The organism is Citrobacter youngae (assembly GCF_003818115.1).
Taxonomy (GTDB): Bacteria; Pseudomonadota; Gammaproteobacteria; order Enterobacterales; family Enterobacteriaceae; genus Citrobacter; species Citrobacter youngae.
Window position 1 is genome coordinate 144,614 of record NZ_RPOI01000018.1, and the last position, 15,238, is coordinate 159,851.

Annotated in this window: 17 protein-coding genes; 5 read left to right on the forward strand and 12 right to left on the reverse strand. The window is 51.5% G+C overall.

From position 1 onward, the window contains the following. Window positions 1-171 precede the first annotated feature (171 nt). From anmK to pdxY, 5 genes are all read left to right on the forward strand, one after another. A complete protein-coding gene (gene anmK / locus EHN13_RS16500) occupies window positions 172-1,293 on the forward strand; it encodes an anhydro-N-acetylmuramic acid kinase (RefSeq protein ID WP_048211755.1) in 1,122 nt (373 codons plus the stop codon). Between the two features lie 87 nt (window positions 1,294-1,380). Further along, window positions 1,381-1,710 (forward strand): C-type lysozyme inhibitor, encoded by a 330-nt coding sequence (gene mliC / locus EHN13_RS16505; RefSeq protein ID WP_086523662.1) that lies wholly within the window; start codon window positions 1,381-1,383, stop codon window positions 1,708-1,710. 58 nt (window positions 1,711-1,768) lie between these two features. Then, on the forward strand, window positions 1,769-2,425 hold the full coding sequence (gene pdxH, locus EHN13_RS16510; RefSeq protein ID WP_048211753.1) for a pyridoxamine 5'-phosphate oxidase: 657 nt from the start codon (window positions 1,769-1,771) through the stop codon (window positions 2,423-2,425). Between the two features lie 126 nt (window positions 2,426-2,551). Beyond that, window positions 2,552-3,826 (forward strand): tyrosine--tRNA ligase, encoded by a 1,275-nt coding sequence (tyrS, locus tag EHN13_RS16515; protein ID WP_020996426.1) that lies wholly within the window; start codon window positions 2,552-2,554, stop codon window positions 3,824-3,826. Between the two features lie 63 nt (window positions 3,827-3,889). After that, window positions 3,890-4,750: a pyridoxal kinase PdxY gene (gene pdxY / locus EHN13_RS16520; protein ID WP_124021750.1), complete on the forward strand. Its 861-nt coding sequence runs from the start codon at window positions 3,890-3,892 to the stop codon at window positions 4,748-4,750. Window positions 4,751-4,833: 83 nt separating this feature from the next. On the opposite strand, the gene gstA is transcribed toward pdxY, so the two are convergent. The 12 genes from gstA to blr all read right to left on the reverse strand — a co-directional run bounded on the left by gstA (window position 4,834) and on the right by blr (window position 15,097). Continuing rightward, window positions 4,834-5,439: a glutathione transferase GstA gene (gene gstA, locus EHN13_RS16525; RefSeq protein ID WP_048211751.1), complete on the reverse strand. Its 606-nt coding sequence runs from the start codon at window positions 5,437-5,439 to the stop codon at window positions 4,834-4,836. 104 nt (window positions 5,440-5,543) lie between these two features. After that, complete coding sequence (gene dtpA, locus EHN13_RS16530) at window positions 5,544-7,049, reverse strand: dipeptide/tripeptide permease DtpA (protein ID WP_048211750.1); 1,506 nt, start codon at window positions 7,047-7,049, stop codon at window positions 5,544-5,546. Window positions 7,050-7,660: 611 nt separating this feature from the next. Then, the gene (nth, locus tag EHN13_RS16540; protein WP_048211749.1) at window positions 7,661-8,296 is read right to left on the reverse strand and encodes an endonuclease III; all 636 of its coding nucleotides are present in this window, start codon (window positions 8,294-8,296) and stop codon (window positions 7,661-7,663) included. Continuing rightward, window positions 8,296-8,988 (reverse strand): electron transport complex subunit E, encoded by a 693-nt coding sequence (locus EHN13_RS16545; RefSeq protein WP_048211748.1) that lies wholly within the window; start codon window positions 8,986-8,988, stop codon window positions 8,296-8,298. The genes nth and EHN13_RS16545 overlap by 1 nt, the downstream gene beginning before the upstream one ends. 2 nt (window positions 8,989-8,990) lie before the next feature. Further along, window positions 8,991-9,611, reverse strand: coding sequence for an electron transport complex subunit RsxG (gene rsxG / locus EHN13_RS16550; RefSeq protein WP_124021752.1), 621 nt, complete (start codon window positions 9,609-9,611; stop codon window positions 8,991-8,993). 9 nt (window positions 9,612-9,620) lie between these two features. After that, the gene (gene rsxD / locus EHN13_RS16555; protein ID WP_101742540.1) at window positions 9,621-10,673 is read right to left on the reverse strand and encodes an electron transport complex subunit RsxD; all 1,053 of its coding nucleotides are present in this window, start codon (window positions 10,671-10,673) and stop codon (window positions 9,621-9,623) included. Further along, complete coding sequence (rsxC, locus tag EHN13_RS16560) at window positions 10,674-12,698, reverse strand: electron transport complex subunit RsxC (RefSeq protein ID WP_124021753.1); 2,025 nt, start codon at window positions 12,696-12,698, stop codon at window positions 10,674-10,676. Continuing rightward, a complete protein-coding gene (gene rsxB, locus EHN13_RS16565; protein WP_005121200.1) occupies window positions 12,691-13,269 on the reverse strand; it encodes an electron transport complex subunit RsxB in 579 nt (192 codons plus the stop codon). Before rsxB ends, rsxC begins: the two co-directional genes overlap by 8 nt. Further along, window positions 13,269-13,850, reverse strand: coding sequence for an electron transport complex subunit RsxA (rsxA, locus tag EHN13_RS16570; protein ID WP_005121199.1), 582 nt, complete (start codon window positions 13,848-13,850; stop codon window positions 13,269-13,271). Before rsxA ends, rsxB begins: the two co-directional genes overlap by 1 nt. A 76-nt stretch (window positions 13,851-13,926) precedes the next feature. Beyond that, window positions 13,927-14,367 (reverse strand): DUF2569 domain-containing protein, encoded by a 441-nt coding sequence (locus tag EHN13_RS16575; protein WP_101742575.1) that lies wholly within the window; start codon window positions 14,365-14,367, stop codon window positions 13,927-13,929. 91 nt (window positions 14,368-14,458) lie between these two features. Then, complete coding sequence (gene ydgT, locus EHN13_RS16580; RefSeq protein ID WP_003832804.1) at window positions 14,459-14,674, reverse strand: transcription modulator YdgT; 216 nt, start codon at window positions 14,672-14,674, stop codon at window positions 14,459-14,461. Window positions 14,675-14,971: 297 nt separating this feature from the next. Then, window positions 14,972-15,097: a division septum protein Blr gene (gene blr / locus EHN13_RS16585; RefSeq protein WP_040233850.1), complete on the reverse strand. Its 126-nt coding sequence runs from the start codon at window positions 15,095-15,097 to the stop codon at window positions 14,972-14,974. Window positions 15,098-15,238: the final 141 nt, after the last annotated feature.

Sequence of the window (15,238 nt, forward strand, 5' to 3'; positions counted from 1 at the left end):
TGAAAATCTTAACCGAAATCGGGTTAACCGAGTATAAACGAATCATTCATCACGGTGATGGAATTTAGCGGTTACTGGAAAGATTAACCTGCAAAAATCATCAAGGAAGCATGGAATTAGTCGACACTTTATGGTGGAGTGTCAAGGCTAATTTGCTTAAAAGGATGACGTATGAAATCGGGCCGTTTTATCGGAGTGATGTCTGGAACCAGCCTTGATGGTGTGGATGTTGTGCTGGCGGCGATAGATGAAACGATGGTTGCGCAGCAGGCAAGTCTGACATGGCCCATCCCCGTTCATGTAAAACAGGCCATTCTGGATATTTGTCAGGGGCAGCAACTGACGCTTTCCCAATACGGTCAACTGGACACGCAGTTGGGGCGTTTGTTCGCTGATGCGGTGAACGCGTTGCTGCAGCAGGAAAAATTAAAACCGCAGGATATTGTCGCGATCGGCTGTCATGGGCAAACCGTGTGGCATGAACCGACAGGAATTGCGCCACACACGCTACAAATTGGTGATAACAACCAGATTGTAGCGCGTACCGGGGTAACGGTGGTCGGTGATTTTCGTCGGCGCGATATCGCGTTAGGTGGACAGGGGGCACCGCTGGTTCCAGCTTTTCATCAGGCGTTGCTGGCGCATCCAACGGAACGCCGGATGGTGTTAAATATTGGTGGTATTGCCAATCTGTCACTGCTCATTCCAAAACAACCGGTTCGGGGGTATGACACCGGCCCGGGCAATATGCTGATGGATGCGTGGATTTGGCGGCAATGTGGCCAACCTTATGATAAAGATGCACAGTGGGCCTGCTCGGGTACAGTGATCCTGCCACTGTTGCAAACGATGCTTAACGATCCGTATTTCTCTGCACCAGCGCCAAAGAGTACGGGGCGCGAATATTTCAATTATGGCTGGATTGAACGCCATCTGGCGCAGTTTCCGGGAATTCGCCCACGAGACGTACAGGCGACTTTGGCTGAACTGACGGCCGTGACGATTTCCGAGCAGGTCCTATTGAGCGGTGGGTGTGAACGGTTGATGGTATGTGGCGGCGGTAGTCGCAATCCACTTCTTATGATGCGTCTGGCGGCGCTGCTGCCAGGGACGGAAGTGACCTCCACCGATGAAGCCGGGATCAGTGGTGATGATATGGAAGCGTTGGCCTTTGCCTGGCTGGCGTGGCGTACACTCGCGGGACTGCCGGGCAACCTGCCTTCGGTGACCGGCGCATCTGAGCCCAGCGTTTTAGGGGCTATTTTCCCCGCCAATCCACGAACTCAGAGTTAACTGAAATTATTTCAGGCGCTATACCGATAAACTAGGGATGTTAGGGAGGGTGTTTTTGCCCTCCGGGACCAGGAAAGTCTTCAGGAAATGGCTATGAAAAAATTGTTATTAGTGTGTCTGCCCGTATTGCTTACCGGTTGTAGTGTGTACAACCAATTTGTCGAGCGCATGCAAACGGATACGCTCGAATACCGCTGTGATGAAAAACCGCTTACCGTAAAATTGAACAATACCCGACAGGTGGCGAGCTTTGTTTATGATAATCAACTATTGAATCTCAAACAGGGTGTGTCGGCATCAGGTGCACGCTATACCGATGGTATCTACGTCTTCTGGTCTAAAGGCGACGAGGCAACGGTCTATAAACGAGACAGAATTGTGCTAAATAACTGTCAGTTACAGAACCCGAAGCGTTGAGATTTTCACCTGGGCGGCGCACAATAGCGTCACCCACTGACAATCCGTAGCCAACATCATGTCTGATAACGACGAATTGCAGCAAATCGCGCATCTGCGCCGTGAATACACGAAAGGTGGTCTTCGCCGCCGCGACCTTCCCGCCGAACCCCTTGCGCTGTTTGAGCGCTGGCTGGGGCAAGCCTGTGATGCCAAACTGGCAGACCCTACCGCTATGGTCGTCGCAACAGTCGATGAACACGGTCAGCCGTATCAGCGAATCGTGTTGCTCAAACATTATGATGACAAAGGGTTGGTGTTTTATACCAACATGGGCAGCCGTAAGGCGCACCAGATCGAGAACAACCCACGCATTAGCCTCTTGTTCCCCTGGCATACGCTGGAACGGCAGGTGATGGTCATCGGCAAGGCCGAACGCTTGTCCACGCTTGAGGTGGTAAAATATTTCCACAGTCGCCCGCGCGATAGCCAGATTGGCGCCTGGGTTTCTAAGCAGTCCAGTCGGATCTCCGCACGCGGAATTCTGGAAAGTAAATTTCTTGAGCTGAAGCAGAAGTTTCAGCAAGGGGAAGTTCCGTTGCCGAGTTTCTGGGGCGGCTTTCGCGTGAGCATTGAACAAATGGAGTTCTGGCAGGGTGGTGAAAACCGTCTGCACGACCGTTTTTTATACCAACGTGAAGATGACGCGTGGAAAATTGACCGTCTGGCCCCCTAAAGATGCAAAATTCTTGTTTTAAGCGCTGGTGCTGATGAATCCGGCGCTTTATTCTATGTCTCTTTCGCATCAGGCGAAAAGTCGTGTACCGGCAAAGGTGCAGTCGTTTTATACATGGAGATTTTGATGGCAAGCAGTAACTTGATTAAACAATTGCAAGAGCGGGGGCTGGTGGCCCAGGTGACGGACGAGGAAGCGTTAGCAGAGCGACTGGCGCAAGGCCCGATCGCGCTCTATTGCGGCTTCGATCCTACCGCTGACAGCTTGCATTTGGGGCATCTGGTTCCATTGTTATGCCTGAAACGCTTCCAGCAGGCAGGCCATAAGCCTGTTGCGTTGGTGGGTGGTGCAACGGGTCTGATTGGCGATCCGAGCTTTAAAGCCGCCGAGCGTAAACTGAATACTGAAGATACCGTGCAGGAGTGGGTGGATAAAATCCGCAAACAGGTGGCACCGTTCCTCGATTTCGACTGTGGCGACAACTCGGCGATTGCTGCGAACAACTACGACTGGTTTGGCGGTATGAACGTACTGACTTTCCTGCGTGATATCGGCAAACACTTCTCCGTAAACCAGATGATCAACAAAGAAGCGGTTAAGCAGCGTCTGAACCGTGACGATCAGGGGATCTCCTTTACCGAGTTTTCTTACAACCTGCTGCAAGGTTATGATTTTGCCTGCCTGAATAAACTGCATGGCGTGGCATTGCAAATTGGCGGTTCTGACCAGTGGGGTAACATTACCTCGGGTATCGATCTGACCCGCCGTCTGCATCAGAATCAGGTATTTGGCCTGACGGTTCCGCTGATCACTAAAGCTGACGGTACCAAATTCGGTAAAACGGAAGGTGGCGCAGTTTGGCTGGATCCGAAGAAAACCAGCCCATACAAGTTCTACCAGTTCTGGATCAACACAGCTGACGCGGACGTATATCGCTTCCTGAAATTCTTCACTTTCATGGACATTGAAGAGATCAATGCGCTGGAAGAAGAAGATAAGAACAGCGGTAAAGCGCCGCGTGCCCAGTATGTTCTGGCTGAGCAGGTAACGCGTCTGGTTCACGGCGAAGAAGGTTTAGTGGCGGCGAAACGCATTACCGAAAGCCTGTTCAATGGTAACCTGAGCGACCTGAGCGAAGCGGACTTCGAACAGCTGGCGCAGGATGGTGTACCGATGATTGAAATGGACAAGGGTGCCGACCTGATGCAGGCGCTGGTGGATTCTGAACTGCAGCCTTCTCGCGGTCAGGCGCGTAAGACCATTGCGTCTAATGCGGTCACCATTAATGGTGAGAAACAATCTGACCCGGAATATTTCTTCCAGGACAGTGATATTTTGTTCGGCCGCTACACCTTACTGCGCCGTGGCAAAAAGAACTACTGTCTGATTTGCTGGAAGTAAGTCAAAGTCAGCAGGGGCGTGGGAAACTACGCCCCTTTATTTTTTAGGGTTGTGGTAAGTAAAATGAAGAATATCCTCGCCATCCAGTCCCACGTTGTTTTTGGCCATGCCGGCAACAGTGCTGCCGAATTTCCGATGCGTCGTCTTGGCGCGAATGTCTGGCCGCTCAACACCGTTCAGTTTTCTAACCACACGCAGTACGGTAAATGGACCGGCTGTGTTATGCCACCCAGTCACCTGACTGAGATTGTTCAGGGCATTGCTGATATCGATAAACTTCAGACCTGCGATGCGGTGCTGAGTGGTTATCTGGGATCCGCTGAGCAGGGCGAGCATATTCTGGGTATTGTGCGCAAAGTGAAAGCGGCAAATCCCCAGGCGAAATTCTTTTGCGATCCAGTGATGGGTCATCCTGAAAAAGGGTGCATCGTGGCACCTGGCGTTGCGGAATTTCATGTTCGTCACGCACTTCCGGCCAGCGACATTATCGCGCCAAATCTGATTGAACTCGAAATTCTGAGCGAGCATGCGGTTAACAATGTTGATGAGGCGGTGCTGGCTGCCCGTGAACTGATTGCGCAGGGGCCGGAAATTGTGCTGGTTAAGCATCTTGCCCGTGCAGGCATGAGCGCAGATCGCTTTGAGATGCTGTTGGTCACCGCTGATCAGGCGTGGCATATCAGCCGTCCGCTTGTTGATTTTGGCTCACGCCAACCGGTTGGCGTTGGTGACGTCACCAGTGGCTTGCTGTTGGTTAAACTGTTGCAGGGGGCTTCATTGCAGCAGGCGCTGGAACATGTGACTGCGGCGGTGTACGAAATTATGATCGCCACCAAAGAGATGCAGGAGTATGAGCTGCAGGTGGTTGCCGCTCAGGATCGTATCGCGAAACCGGAACACTACTTTAGCGCTACTCAGCTGTAATCAATGTGCAATGGCGCTCACGCTTATCGGGCCTGAGTTTGGCTGTAGGCCGGGTAAGCGCAAGCGCTACCCGGCAACAACAATTAATTTAATCCTTCCGCTTTAAGCGCTGCGGCAACCGCCGGGCGTTCAGCCATCCGCGCCATATACGCCTCGATATGGCTTAATCCTGCCATATTCAACTTAACCGCATACGCCCAACGCAGTACGGTAAACAGATAGGCATCAGCAATGCTGAAGCGTGCGCCGCAAATCCACGGGTTGTCTTTCAGCGATTCGTTCACATACTGCATTTTTTTCTCAAGCAATGCGCGTACGGTTGGTTTGTACTCCTCTGGCGTGTCCGGGCGGAACAGTGGGGTAAAACCTTTATGTAGCTCTGTAGCGATATAGTTAAGCCATTCGATAGTTTTGTAGCGGGAGAGACTGCTGGTAGGGGCCAGGAGATGACGGTCTGGAACGGTATCTGCGAGATATTGCATGATGGCGACGCCTTCGGTCAGTAGTGTACCATCATCCAGCAACAGTGCGGGAACTTGTCCTTTCGGGTTTACCGCGAAAAAATCGTCGCCGTTTTCCAGGCGTTTCTTCATCAGATCAACACCATCCAGAGTGAAATCTTTACCGCTCTCACGAAGTGTGATGTGGGAAGCGAGAGAACAAGCGCCCGGTTTGTAGAACAGTTTCATCGGTAACTCCTTTTGGCTGAGGTATACCGTATGGTAGTGCTACCTGGAGCAAAAAAAAAGCCGCTAACAACAGTTAGCGGCCTGAAATTAAGTTTCCCTGAGAATTACGCTGTTGCGGCCTTAGCGGCTTTCTCATCGGCTTCGTCGTCCTGAGTCATACGATTCAGTTTCGGTGCCGTCAGCAGCATCAGAACAGCGATAACCGCCGTTGCAACACCAATCTGCAGGAACACGCGACCGTAGACTTCCAAAGACATCAGCGGATCGGTCACATTCTCCGGAACCGCCATCATGTTAGCCACGTAACCACCGATGATGTTTGCACCGGCAGTGGTCAGGAACCAGCTACCCATAATGAAGCCCATCAGACGCTGTGGAACCAACTGTGCCACCATCGCCAGGCCCAGACCAGAAATCATCAGTTCACCGATACTTTGCAGACCGTAGCAGATGATCAGCCAGTTAACAGAAACGATGCCCGCATCGGTCGCGAATTTAGCGCCCAGCGGCAGGATCAGGAACGCACCGGAACACAGCACCATACCAATCGCAAATTTGGTTGGCATCGGCAGCGTATCGCCCATCTTGTTATAGATAGCGGCGAGGATTGGGCTACCAATGATGATCCAGAACGGGTTCAATGCCTGGTACTGTTCAGGTTCAAAAGCAATACCCAGAATAGAGTGCTCAACGTTACGAATCGCGAAGAAGTTCAGAGACGTCGGCATCTGGCTGTACAGCACGAAGAAGATAATCGCTTCCAGCATCAGAATGAAGGCAACGATCATTTTACGACGGGCAGCACCGTGCATGGTGAAGGCTTCTTTACCGAAGATAAATACGATACCGATGGCAATCACACCCAGAACCATACGTGCGATCTGCTGGTTGTGCAGCAGCCAGGTTGCAATCGCGATCAGCACCACAACGCCAACGATGGTCAGCAGCAGGTTACGGAAGTTGATTGGTTCAAAGTCAGGCTTGGAACCGTACTGTTTAACCCAGCGCTGGCAGAAGGCGAAGTTAACAACGGTGATCAGCATACCCACAACGCTCAGGGCGAACGCGGTGCTCCAACCGTAACGCGCTGCCAGCCACGGTGTTGCCAGCATAGAGAAGAATGAGCCGATGTTGACGGACATGTAGTACATGGTGAATGCACCATCAAGACGCGGGTCATCTTTGGCATAGCAGGTAGAAAGCAGGGAAGATGGGTTCGCTTTAAACAGGCCGTTACCGACCGCGATGGCTGCCATACCCATATAAACGATACCCGCATCGTGACCAGACCATGCAACCAGCGCATAACCAATGGCCAGGACAACGGCACCCAGCATAATGACGCGTTTTGTACCCAGAACTTTATCACCTAACCAGCCACCAATGGCAACAAGGCCATACACCAGGGCGCTAAAGGAGGAGAAAAGGGTGATGGAATCCGCTTCTGACATACCCAGTTGCTTCACCAGGTAGACGGCCATAATCCCTTGCAGGCCGTAATAACCAAAACGTTCCCATAGCTCAATTGAGAAAATGAGATAGAACGCTTTTGGTTGTTTGAAGGCGTTTAAACTGACGCTTTCTGTTGGTTTATTGTTTGCAGTAGACACTTTTACCTCTTTTTTTACATCCCATATCAACGGGGGTGTTCTGGTACGTGATGAGTCAAGTTCATCCGTCCGATTGTTATAGTGGGAGGGGAAACGGCAAGTAATGTTCACTATCTTGACCATTCAGACAAGGGGTTTGTAATAATCTGTTACATATAACTCAGATGGTGAAATCGTCGGGGCTGAGAAATGTTATCCAGCGTTAAATTTCTTCATATGGAGAATGGCAGATTTTTACACTGTCAGGATGGGGTTAAAATGGGAATGAGGCGATATGTTCTGCTATTTTGGCTTGAAGGTAGTGATATGGTCCATTATCTGAAAAATAGCCAGTGTAATGTTTTGTATCGAAACGAACCTGTCAGGTCATCTGATTGTAATTTTAACTACAAAATAATAAATATTTTACATAATGTTATCAGGGTGATCTTGATCACGGATGGATAGAAATTTCTACTATTAAAAAAACGATTAACCTACTCAGGTGTTAGTTCACAAGAATATTACATTAGATATGCAGGAAGGTACGGCATCATTGTCGGGAAATTAACGGTTGAGAAGTGCATAACTAATCGTTATGAAATAGGGGCCAGCGTTATGGCCCCATGTTGTCAGATATCGACTTTTTCTTTGAATTCGCAAAGATCTTCGATAATGCAGGAACCGCAACGTGGTTTTCTGGCTATGCAGGTGTAGCGACCATGAAGAATTAACCAGTGGTGGCAATCGACTTTAAATTCACTGGGGACGACTTTCAGCAGTTTCTCTTCGACCTGTTCGACGTTTTTACCTGGGGCAAATTGTGTCCGGTTACATACCCGGAAAATGTGGGTATCTACGGCAATCGTTGGCCAGCCGAAGGCGGTATTTAACACTACATTCGCCGTCTTGCGCCCAACGCCAGGCAGGGCTTCTAATGCGGCTCTGTCTTCCGGAACCTCGCCATTGTGCTTTTCCAGTAAAATGCGGCAGGTTTTAATCACGTTCTCCGCTTTGCTGTTAAACAAACCGATTGTCTTGATGTAGGACTTAACACCTTCAACGCCGAGTTCCAGCATCGCGGCAGGCGTATTAGCGACGGGGTAAAGCTTAGCTGTTGCTTTATTGACGCTGACATCGGTGGCCTGCGCGGAGAGCAAGACCGAAATCAGCAGTTCAAACGGTGATGTAAAATTAAGCTCGGTTGTCGGATGCGGATTGTTATCACGCAGGCGCGTCAGTATTTCCAGCCGTTTTGCTTTGTTCATTACACATTCCCTGTTTCACCCGCCGGGTCTGCTGCCATAGCGGCCTCGGCACGACGCTTCTTCATCTTTTCATCAATCAGATACTTAACAGCCAGCATCAGCCCCAGGCCAATGAATGCACCCGGCGGTAGCATGGCCAGCAGAAATGGTGTGTCAGTATGGAAGATCTCCACGCGCAGGACTTTGGCCCAATTGCCCAGCAGTCCGTCTGCGCCGTCGAACAATGTACCGTTACCTATGATTTCACGCAGCGATCCGAGAACAAACATGGCGCCGGTCGCCCCCATGCCAATAGAAAAACCATCGAGTGCGGATAATGCAGGGCCTTTTTTGGCGGCGAAGGCTTCTGCGCGGCCAACAACAATACAGTTGGTCACAATCAGCGGGATAAAGATACCCAGAGACTGATACAGGCCAAAGGCGTAGGCATTGATAAGCATTTGTACCGCACTCACTACGGAGGCGATGATCATGACATAAATGGGAATACGGATTTCGGGCGGTGTCCAGCGGCGTAGCGCTGAAATTGTCAGGTTTGTCAGGGTCAACACCAGCGTAGTCGCAAGCCCCAGACCTAACGCATTGGTTGCAGTAGAGGTAACGGCCAGCAACGGGCACATCCCGAGTAACTGTACAAGGGCGGAGTTATTTTTCCAAAGCCCCTGAACAATGACGTCTTTAATTTCGCTCATGGTTATTCTCCACAGGCGCTAAGTTGAGGAAGTTGCGCAGGCAGCGTCTGCGCATATAAACCGGCGCGTTTTACTGCATTCACTACCGCACGCGGCGTGATGGTTGCGCCCGTAAACTGGTCAAAGTCGCCGCCGTCTTTTTTCACCGTCCAGTGAGGGTCGTTCTCTGCACTAATCGTTTTGCCGCTAAAATGGGTTATCCAGTCTGACAGACGTAACTCGATTTTATCACCGAGGCCTGGTGTTTCATGATGTTCTGTCACCCGCGTACCCAGCACAGTACCGTTGAAATCTACACCAACCAGCAGTTGAATTGCGCCGGAATAACCATCGGGGGCCGTGGCCTCCAGAATTGCCGCAACCGGACGATCGTCCTGGCGGGCAATATACACTCGGTGGCTGCCTTTGCCTAACGCTGGCGCATCGACCAGATAACAACTCTCAGGCAAGTTATTATTGTAGCGTTCGCCAGGCAGAACCTGATCGAACAGTGCTTTTTGCTGCAGCGCGGCCTGTTCATCAATAGTGGACTTGGTTAATTGATTGATTGCCGCGGTTAACCCCGTCGAGCCCGCAGCAAACAGCGCCAGTGTAATACCGTGTTTACGAATCGTTTTCAGCATAGGGAGTCCTTAGCGATGTCCGTACACGCGAGGGCGAGTGTAATAATCAATCAGCGGAACCGTGATATTTGCCAGCAATACGGCAAAGGCTACACCGTCAGGATAACCGCCAAAACTGCGAATCAACCATACTAACAACCCCGCAAGTGCGCCAAAAATCAGGCGACCACGGTTGGTAGTTGATGCCGTAACGGGATCGGTAAGAATAAAGAATGCACCCAGCATGGTGGCGCCGGAAAGCAGGTGCAACTGCGGTGATGCCAGAGAGTCTGGCGAGAAAATCCAGCCTAACGTGGCGCAAACAGCGAGCGATAGCAGGAAGCTCACCGGGATGTGCCAACGAATCGCTTTCTGCCATAACAACACGATGCCGCCCGCCAGCCAGGCAAGGTTAACCCACTGCCAACCCGCGCCCGCGAGCATGCCGCTGTAAATCGGATACTGCATCACCTGTTCAACGGTACGCCCTGCATGTAGTGACGTCTTAAAGGTATCGAGAGGCGTTGCCTGACTGATGCCGTCGATCCCTATACGGAGCGTGTTCATATCGCTGCCGCCAGCGGTATGTCCGGTAAAGATAACGTTTAAAGCATCAAAAAAGCCGGGCACCGTAGCGGCAATTTCATGTGGTGGCAGCCAGCTTGTCATCTGCACCGGGAATGAGATCAACAGCACGACATAACCAATCATTGCCGGATTAAATGGATTCTGCCCAAGACCGCCATACAGCTGCTTGGCAATGATAACGGCGAAGACGGTACCCAGGATCACCATCCACCACGGAGCCAGGGGAGGAATACTGACGGCAAGCAGCAACCCTGTAAGCAGGGCGGAGTTGTCTTTCAGGATTGCGGCAACGGGCTGTTTACGTAGTTTAAGCACGCCCGCTTCGGCGGCGATGGCACTGACCGATGCCAGCACTATCTGGAACAATGTACCCCAGCCGAAGAACCACCATTGAGCGGCAATTCCTGGTAATGCAGCAATCAGAACCAGCATCATGATACGCGATGTCTGACGCTGGTTATGGGTATAAGGGGAGCTAGCTATTCTGAATACCATTTATTCCTCGTTTACAACCTGCTGCTGTGCGGCTTTCTTTGCCTGAGCGCGAGCAATAGCGGCCGCAACGGCGGCTTTACGTGGATCAACCGGCTCGGCCGTTTCCGTTACTGCCTGCTGCTCAAGCTTGCGGGCTTTGGCACGGGCAATTGCGGCTTCGACGGCAGCTTTGCGCGGGTCAATCGGTTCGGTTGTTTCCGTAGCTGATTGCTGCTCAAGCTTGCGGGCTTTAGCTCGGGCGATTGCGGCTTCGACGGCGGCTTTGCGCGGGTCAACCGGTTCGGTTGTTTCCGTAGCTGCCTGCTGCTCAAGCTTGCGGGCTTTGGCTCGGGCAATTGCGGCTTCGACGGCAGCTTTGCGTGGATCCGCACCCGCTCTGCTGTCCTCATCTTTTGATGGATTATCAGTGCGTGCGGCGCGAGCCTGCGCTTTTCGCGCTTCACGTGCGGCAATCACTGCGCTGTTATCAGGTTTTTCACCCGCCTGAATGACAACCGGCTGCATAGCCTGGGCCTGTTTCTCTTTCACGCGAGCCAGTGCAGCAGCGATGGCATCATGATCTTTCGCTGCAGGTTGTACAGCTGCGTTTTTATGCCGCTCAAGACGCGCTGCTTTTTCACGTTCAAGGCGCGCCTGTCGGGCTTCAAATCGCGCTTTTGCTTCAGCCGCTCGTTTTTCTTCCTGACTAATGGCGTAAATCTCGGCTTTTTCCTGACGGAAATACTGCACCAGGGGAATGTTGCTTGGACATACCCAGGCGCAGGCACCGCATTCAATGCAGTCAGCAATGTTGTGGGCTGTCGCTTTATCATGCTGCTGGCCTTTACTGAACCAGTAAAGTTGCTGCGGCAGAAGATCGGCAGGGCAGGCATCGGCGCAGGCGCTACAGCGAATACAGCCTTTTTCTTCCTGCGGTTCACCCACTTCACTGGCAGAAGGCGCAAGCAGGCAGTTGCTGATCTTCACGATGGGAACATCCAGCCAGGGCAGGGTAAAGCCCATCAGCGGACCGCCCATGATCACCATCTGGTCAGCAGAAGGACAGAAACCTGCATCATTGAGCAGGTGACGAACAGGCGTACCCAATCGCGCCCAAACGTTGCCCGGGCGGCTGACTGCTTCGCCCGTTAGCGTGACCACACGCTCGGTGATTGGCTCGCCGTCAATAACGGCCCGCTTGACAGCATAGGCAGTCCCCACGTTTTGCATCAGCACCCCGATATCGGAGGAACGTCCACCGTGAGGAACCTGTTTCCCGGTCAGGATTTGCGTCAATTGTTTGGCACCGCCTGACGGGTATTTAGTGGGAATGACTCGTAAACTGATATCGTGAGAATCAGCCAACACTGCGCGCAGCATGGAGATAGCCTGCGGTTTGTTATCTTCAATACCCAGCAGGACTTCGCGCGGTTGAAGAATATGAGCAAGTATGCGGATACCTTCGACCACCTGGGCCGCGCAATCTTGCATTAAGCGGTCATCGGCGGTGATGTAGGGTTCACATTCAGCGGCGTTGATGATCAGTGTTTCAATTTTATCACCGCCACCCTGCAATTTGACGCCGGTTGGAAAACCTGCGCCGCCGAGTCCGGCAACACCGAATTGGTGAATACGGGCTATGAGCTCCTCGCGGCTGCGGGCACGATAATTTGCCCAGCCGTCACGCTCAATCCAGCGATCTTCGCCGTCCGCATCAATGATGACGCTAAGTTCAGCTAAAGCCGAAGGATGCGCGGTAGAGTGCGGGGCAATGGCAACAACGGTGCCGGAGGTCGGGGCGTGTACGGGCAACATTCTGCCGCGCCCACGGGTTAGCGCCTGACCACGCAGCACGGTGTCGCCCACATTGACACACAGTTCACCTTCAGCGCCAATATGCTGCTTCAACGGAATAATAAAGCGCGGAGCCAGCGGAACCTGCCGCAGCGGTGTCCCGTTAGACTGGGTTTTCATTTCAGGTGGGTGAATGCCGCCATCAAAGTCCCAGATTTTATTTTTTCTGAATGCGGAGAATAACTTAAGCATGTTGTTCCACAGGAATGATGCGCACAGGAATAGTGTTTAAATCCCACTTCCAGCTGTCAGGCGTCTCGGCGACCGGGCGTAATTCGATACATTGGGTCGGGCACGGATCAACGCACAAATTGCATCCGGTGCACAGATCGCTCATCACCGTGTGCATGGCACGCGTAGCGCCCACGATGGCATCGACCGGGCAGGCCTGAATGCATTTTGTGCAGCCGATACAGTTATTTTCATCAATCACCGCCAGCATACGAACGGGGGTAGCATCCTGCTCATCACCATCAATAGGTTGCGGATCGACGTTCAACAGGGTCGCAATTTTTAGCATCACCGCTTCGCCACCAGGGGCGCATCGGTTGATTTTTTCGCCCTGACAGCCAATAGCTTCAGCATAAGGACGGCAGCCCGGATAACCGCACTGCCCACACTGGCTTTGCGGGAGAATTTCATCAATTTTCTCCACGACTGGATCATCCTCGACGGCAAATCGACGAGAGGCATAACCCAAAATAGCGCCGAACGCCAGACCCAGCAGACTCACTGCGGCAACGGCAATCCAGATAGCATTCATTACAACTTCACCAAACCACTAAAGCCCATAAAGGCCAAAGACATTAAACCAGCGGTAATCAGCGCAATCGCATTACCGCGGAAGGGGGCAGGAACGTCTGCCACGGCGAGGCGTTCGCGAATTGCGGCGAACAGAACCATCACCAGTGAGAAGCCGACGGCGGCGGAAAAACCGTACAGCGCCGACTGTAAAAAATTATGCCCGAGGTTGATGTTCAGCAACGCTACACCTAATACCGCGCAGTTAGTGGTGATCAGCGGTAAGAAGATCCCCAGCAGGCGATACAGCGCAGGGCTGGTTTTGCGTACAACCATCTCGGTAAATTGTACCACCACGGCGATGACCAGAATGAAGGCCAGCGTGCGCAGGTAGATGAGATCGAGCGGGATGAGGATCCAGGTGTCAATCAGCCATGCGCAAATGGATGCCAGCGTCATTACAAAGGTCGTGGCGAGGCCCATACCCATTGCGGTTTCCAGTTTTTTGGAAACGCCCATAAAGGGGCATAAGCCCAGAAACTTGACCAGTACAAAGTTATTGACCAGTACAGTTCCGACAAACAGCAGCAGGTAATCAGTCATTTTTCGGCCTGAAATAAAAAAGCCGCCTATTATCTGACAATCTACAACAGGCGACAACAGGTTAACTGTAGGGTTATTACGGGTTCACAAACGTCGTCTTAACGCGTTGCGAGCGTTTGAAATAGGGTACCAGCAGCGCAGCCGCTAACAAAGGGAACAGCAGCTGACGCACGGCAAACGCATCCGGAACAGGTGAGAATGCAAACGCTTTAATTGCCAGTAACACCGAGATCAGCAGCCATATAATATAGTGTTTTGGCACACAGACTCTGCGTTTGAAAAACGCGATGGTCAGCCACAGCGTGTAGTACCACATGGCGATAGCGGTAATAAAGGAGACGCCCCATAGCAGCAAATTCGTCGTACTTTGCTCGCTCAGCGTGTGGAATGTCTGCGGTGTGGACAACGCAGTGACATACAGCAGTAACGCCAGCGAAGCACTTAACAACGCGACTAACAGCCAGGCCAATGGCCCAAGTAGCCAGCCTCCGATACGTTGTGCCGGTGTTGTAGTCATTTCATCTCCAGGTTTACGCGCGCGAACAGACATGCCGTTCATTTTGGGGCAATTATTATAAAGCTTTTAACGCCAGGCGCTACTGTCTTGTTTATTGCACGTAATGCCAGACGGATTTGGGTACCTGGCCAACATCGAACAGGCGGCCTCCCGAAATGAGCTCGGCACGGCGGTGGTCTGCAGCGCGATACATATTGATAATGTCGCTATCGTCAGTAAGTGTGTAGTTAAGATGATCGAACAATTTTTCCAGACTTTCTAGCGAACTGATTTTGCGGAATTTTAATAAGTAATCCTGAACAGTCATAAAAGGCAATCCATATTAATAAAATAATACTAACGGAGTAGTAAATATTAAAAAACAACCAACGTTGTACAGGTAAACGCGAATTTGCGCGCAAATGTAAGAAGAGTTTTCAACCCTGTGGGAATCCAGGCGCTATTTACGCCTGCGGAAAGGGTAACGCGCTTCACGATCGCAGGCAATACGCGCTGGAGCGGGATGCGGCATAATTCGCTTTTTTTTGACAAAAAATGATCTTTTACAGCCCTACCCAGCAACCATCGCGGAGTTAACTGCCAGGCTATAACGGGCTGCGTATATTTATTTTTTCTGTACTGCAGCGACGGGTTCCGGTGGTTGGTAGTTGTCAATATGATTGGCAACACCCAACAGGATCACGGAGACCACGAGAACAATCCAACCTGTTAACTCAATAAGACGATTCATTACTGACGACATTTGCTTTGATTTATCCATAAACACAGGTAGCAAATGTTACTTATCAATAAATGATACAGCAAGAGCATTGGGAACGATTTCGATGACTTTTTCGCGGCAAGTTAACTCTAAGTGGCATATGTTTGACTT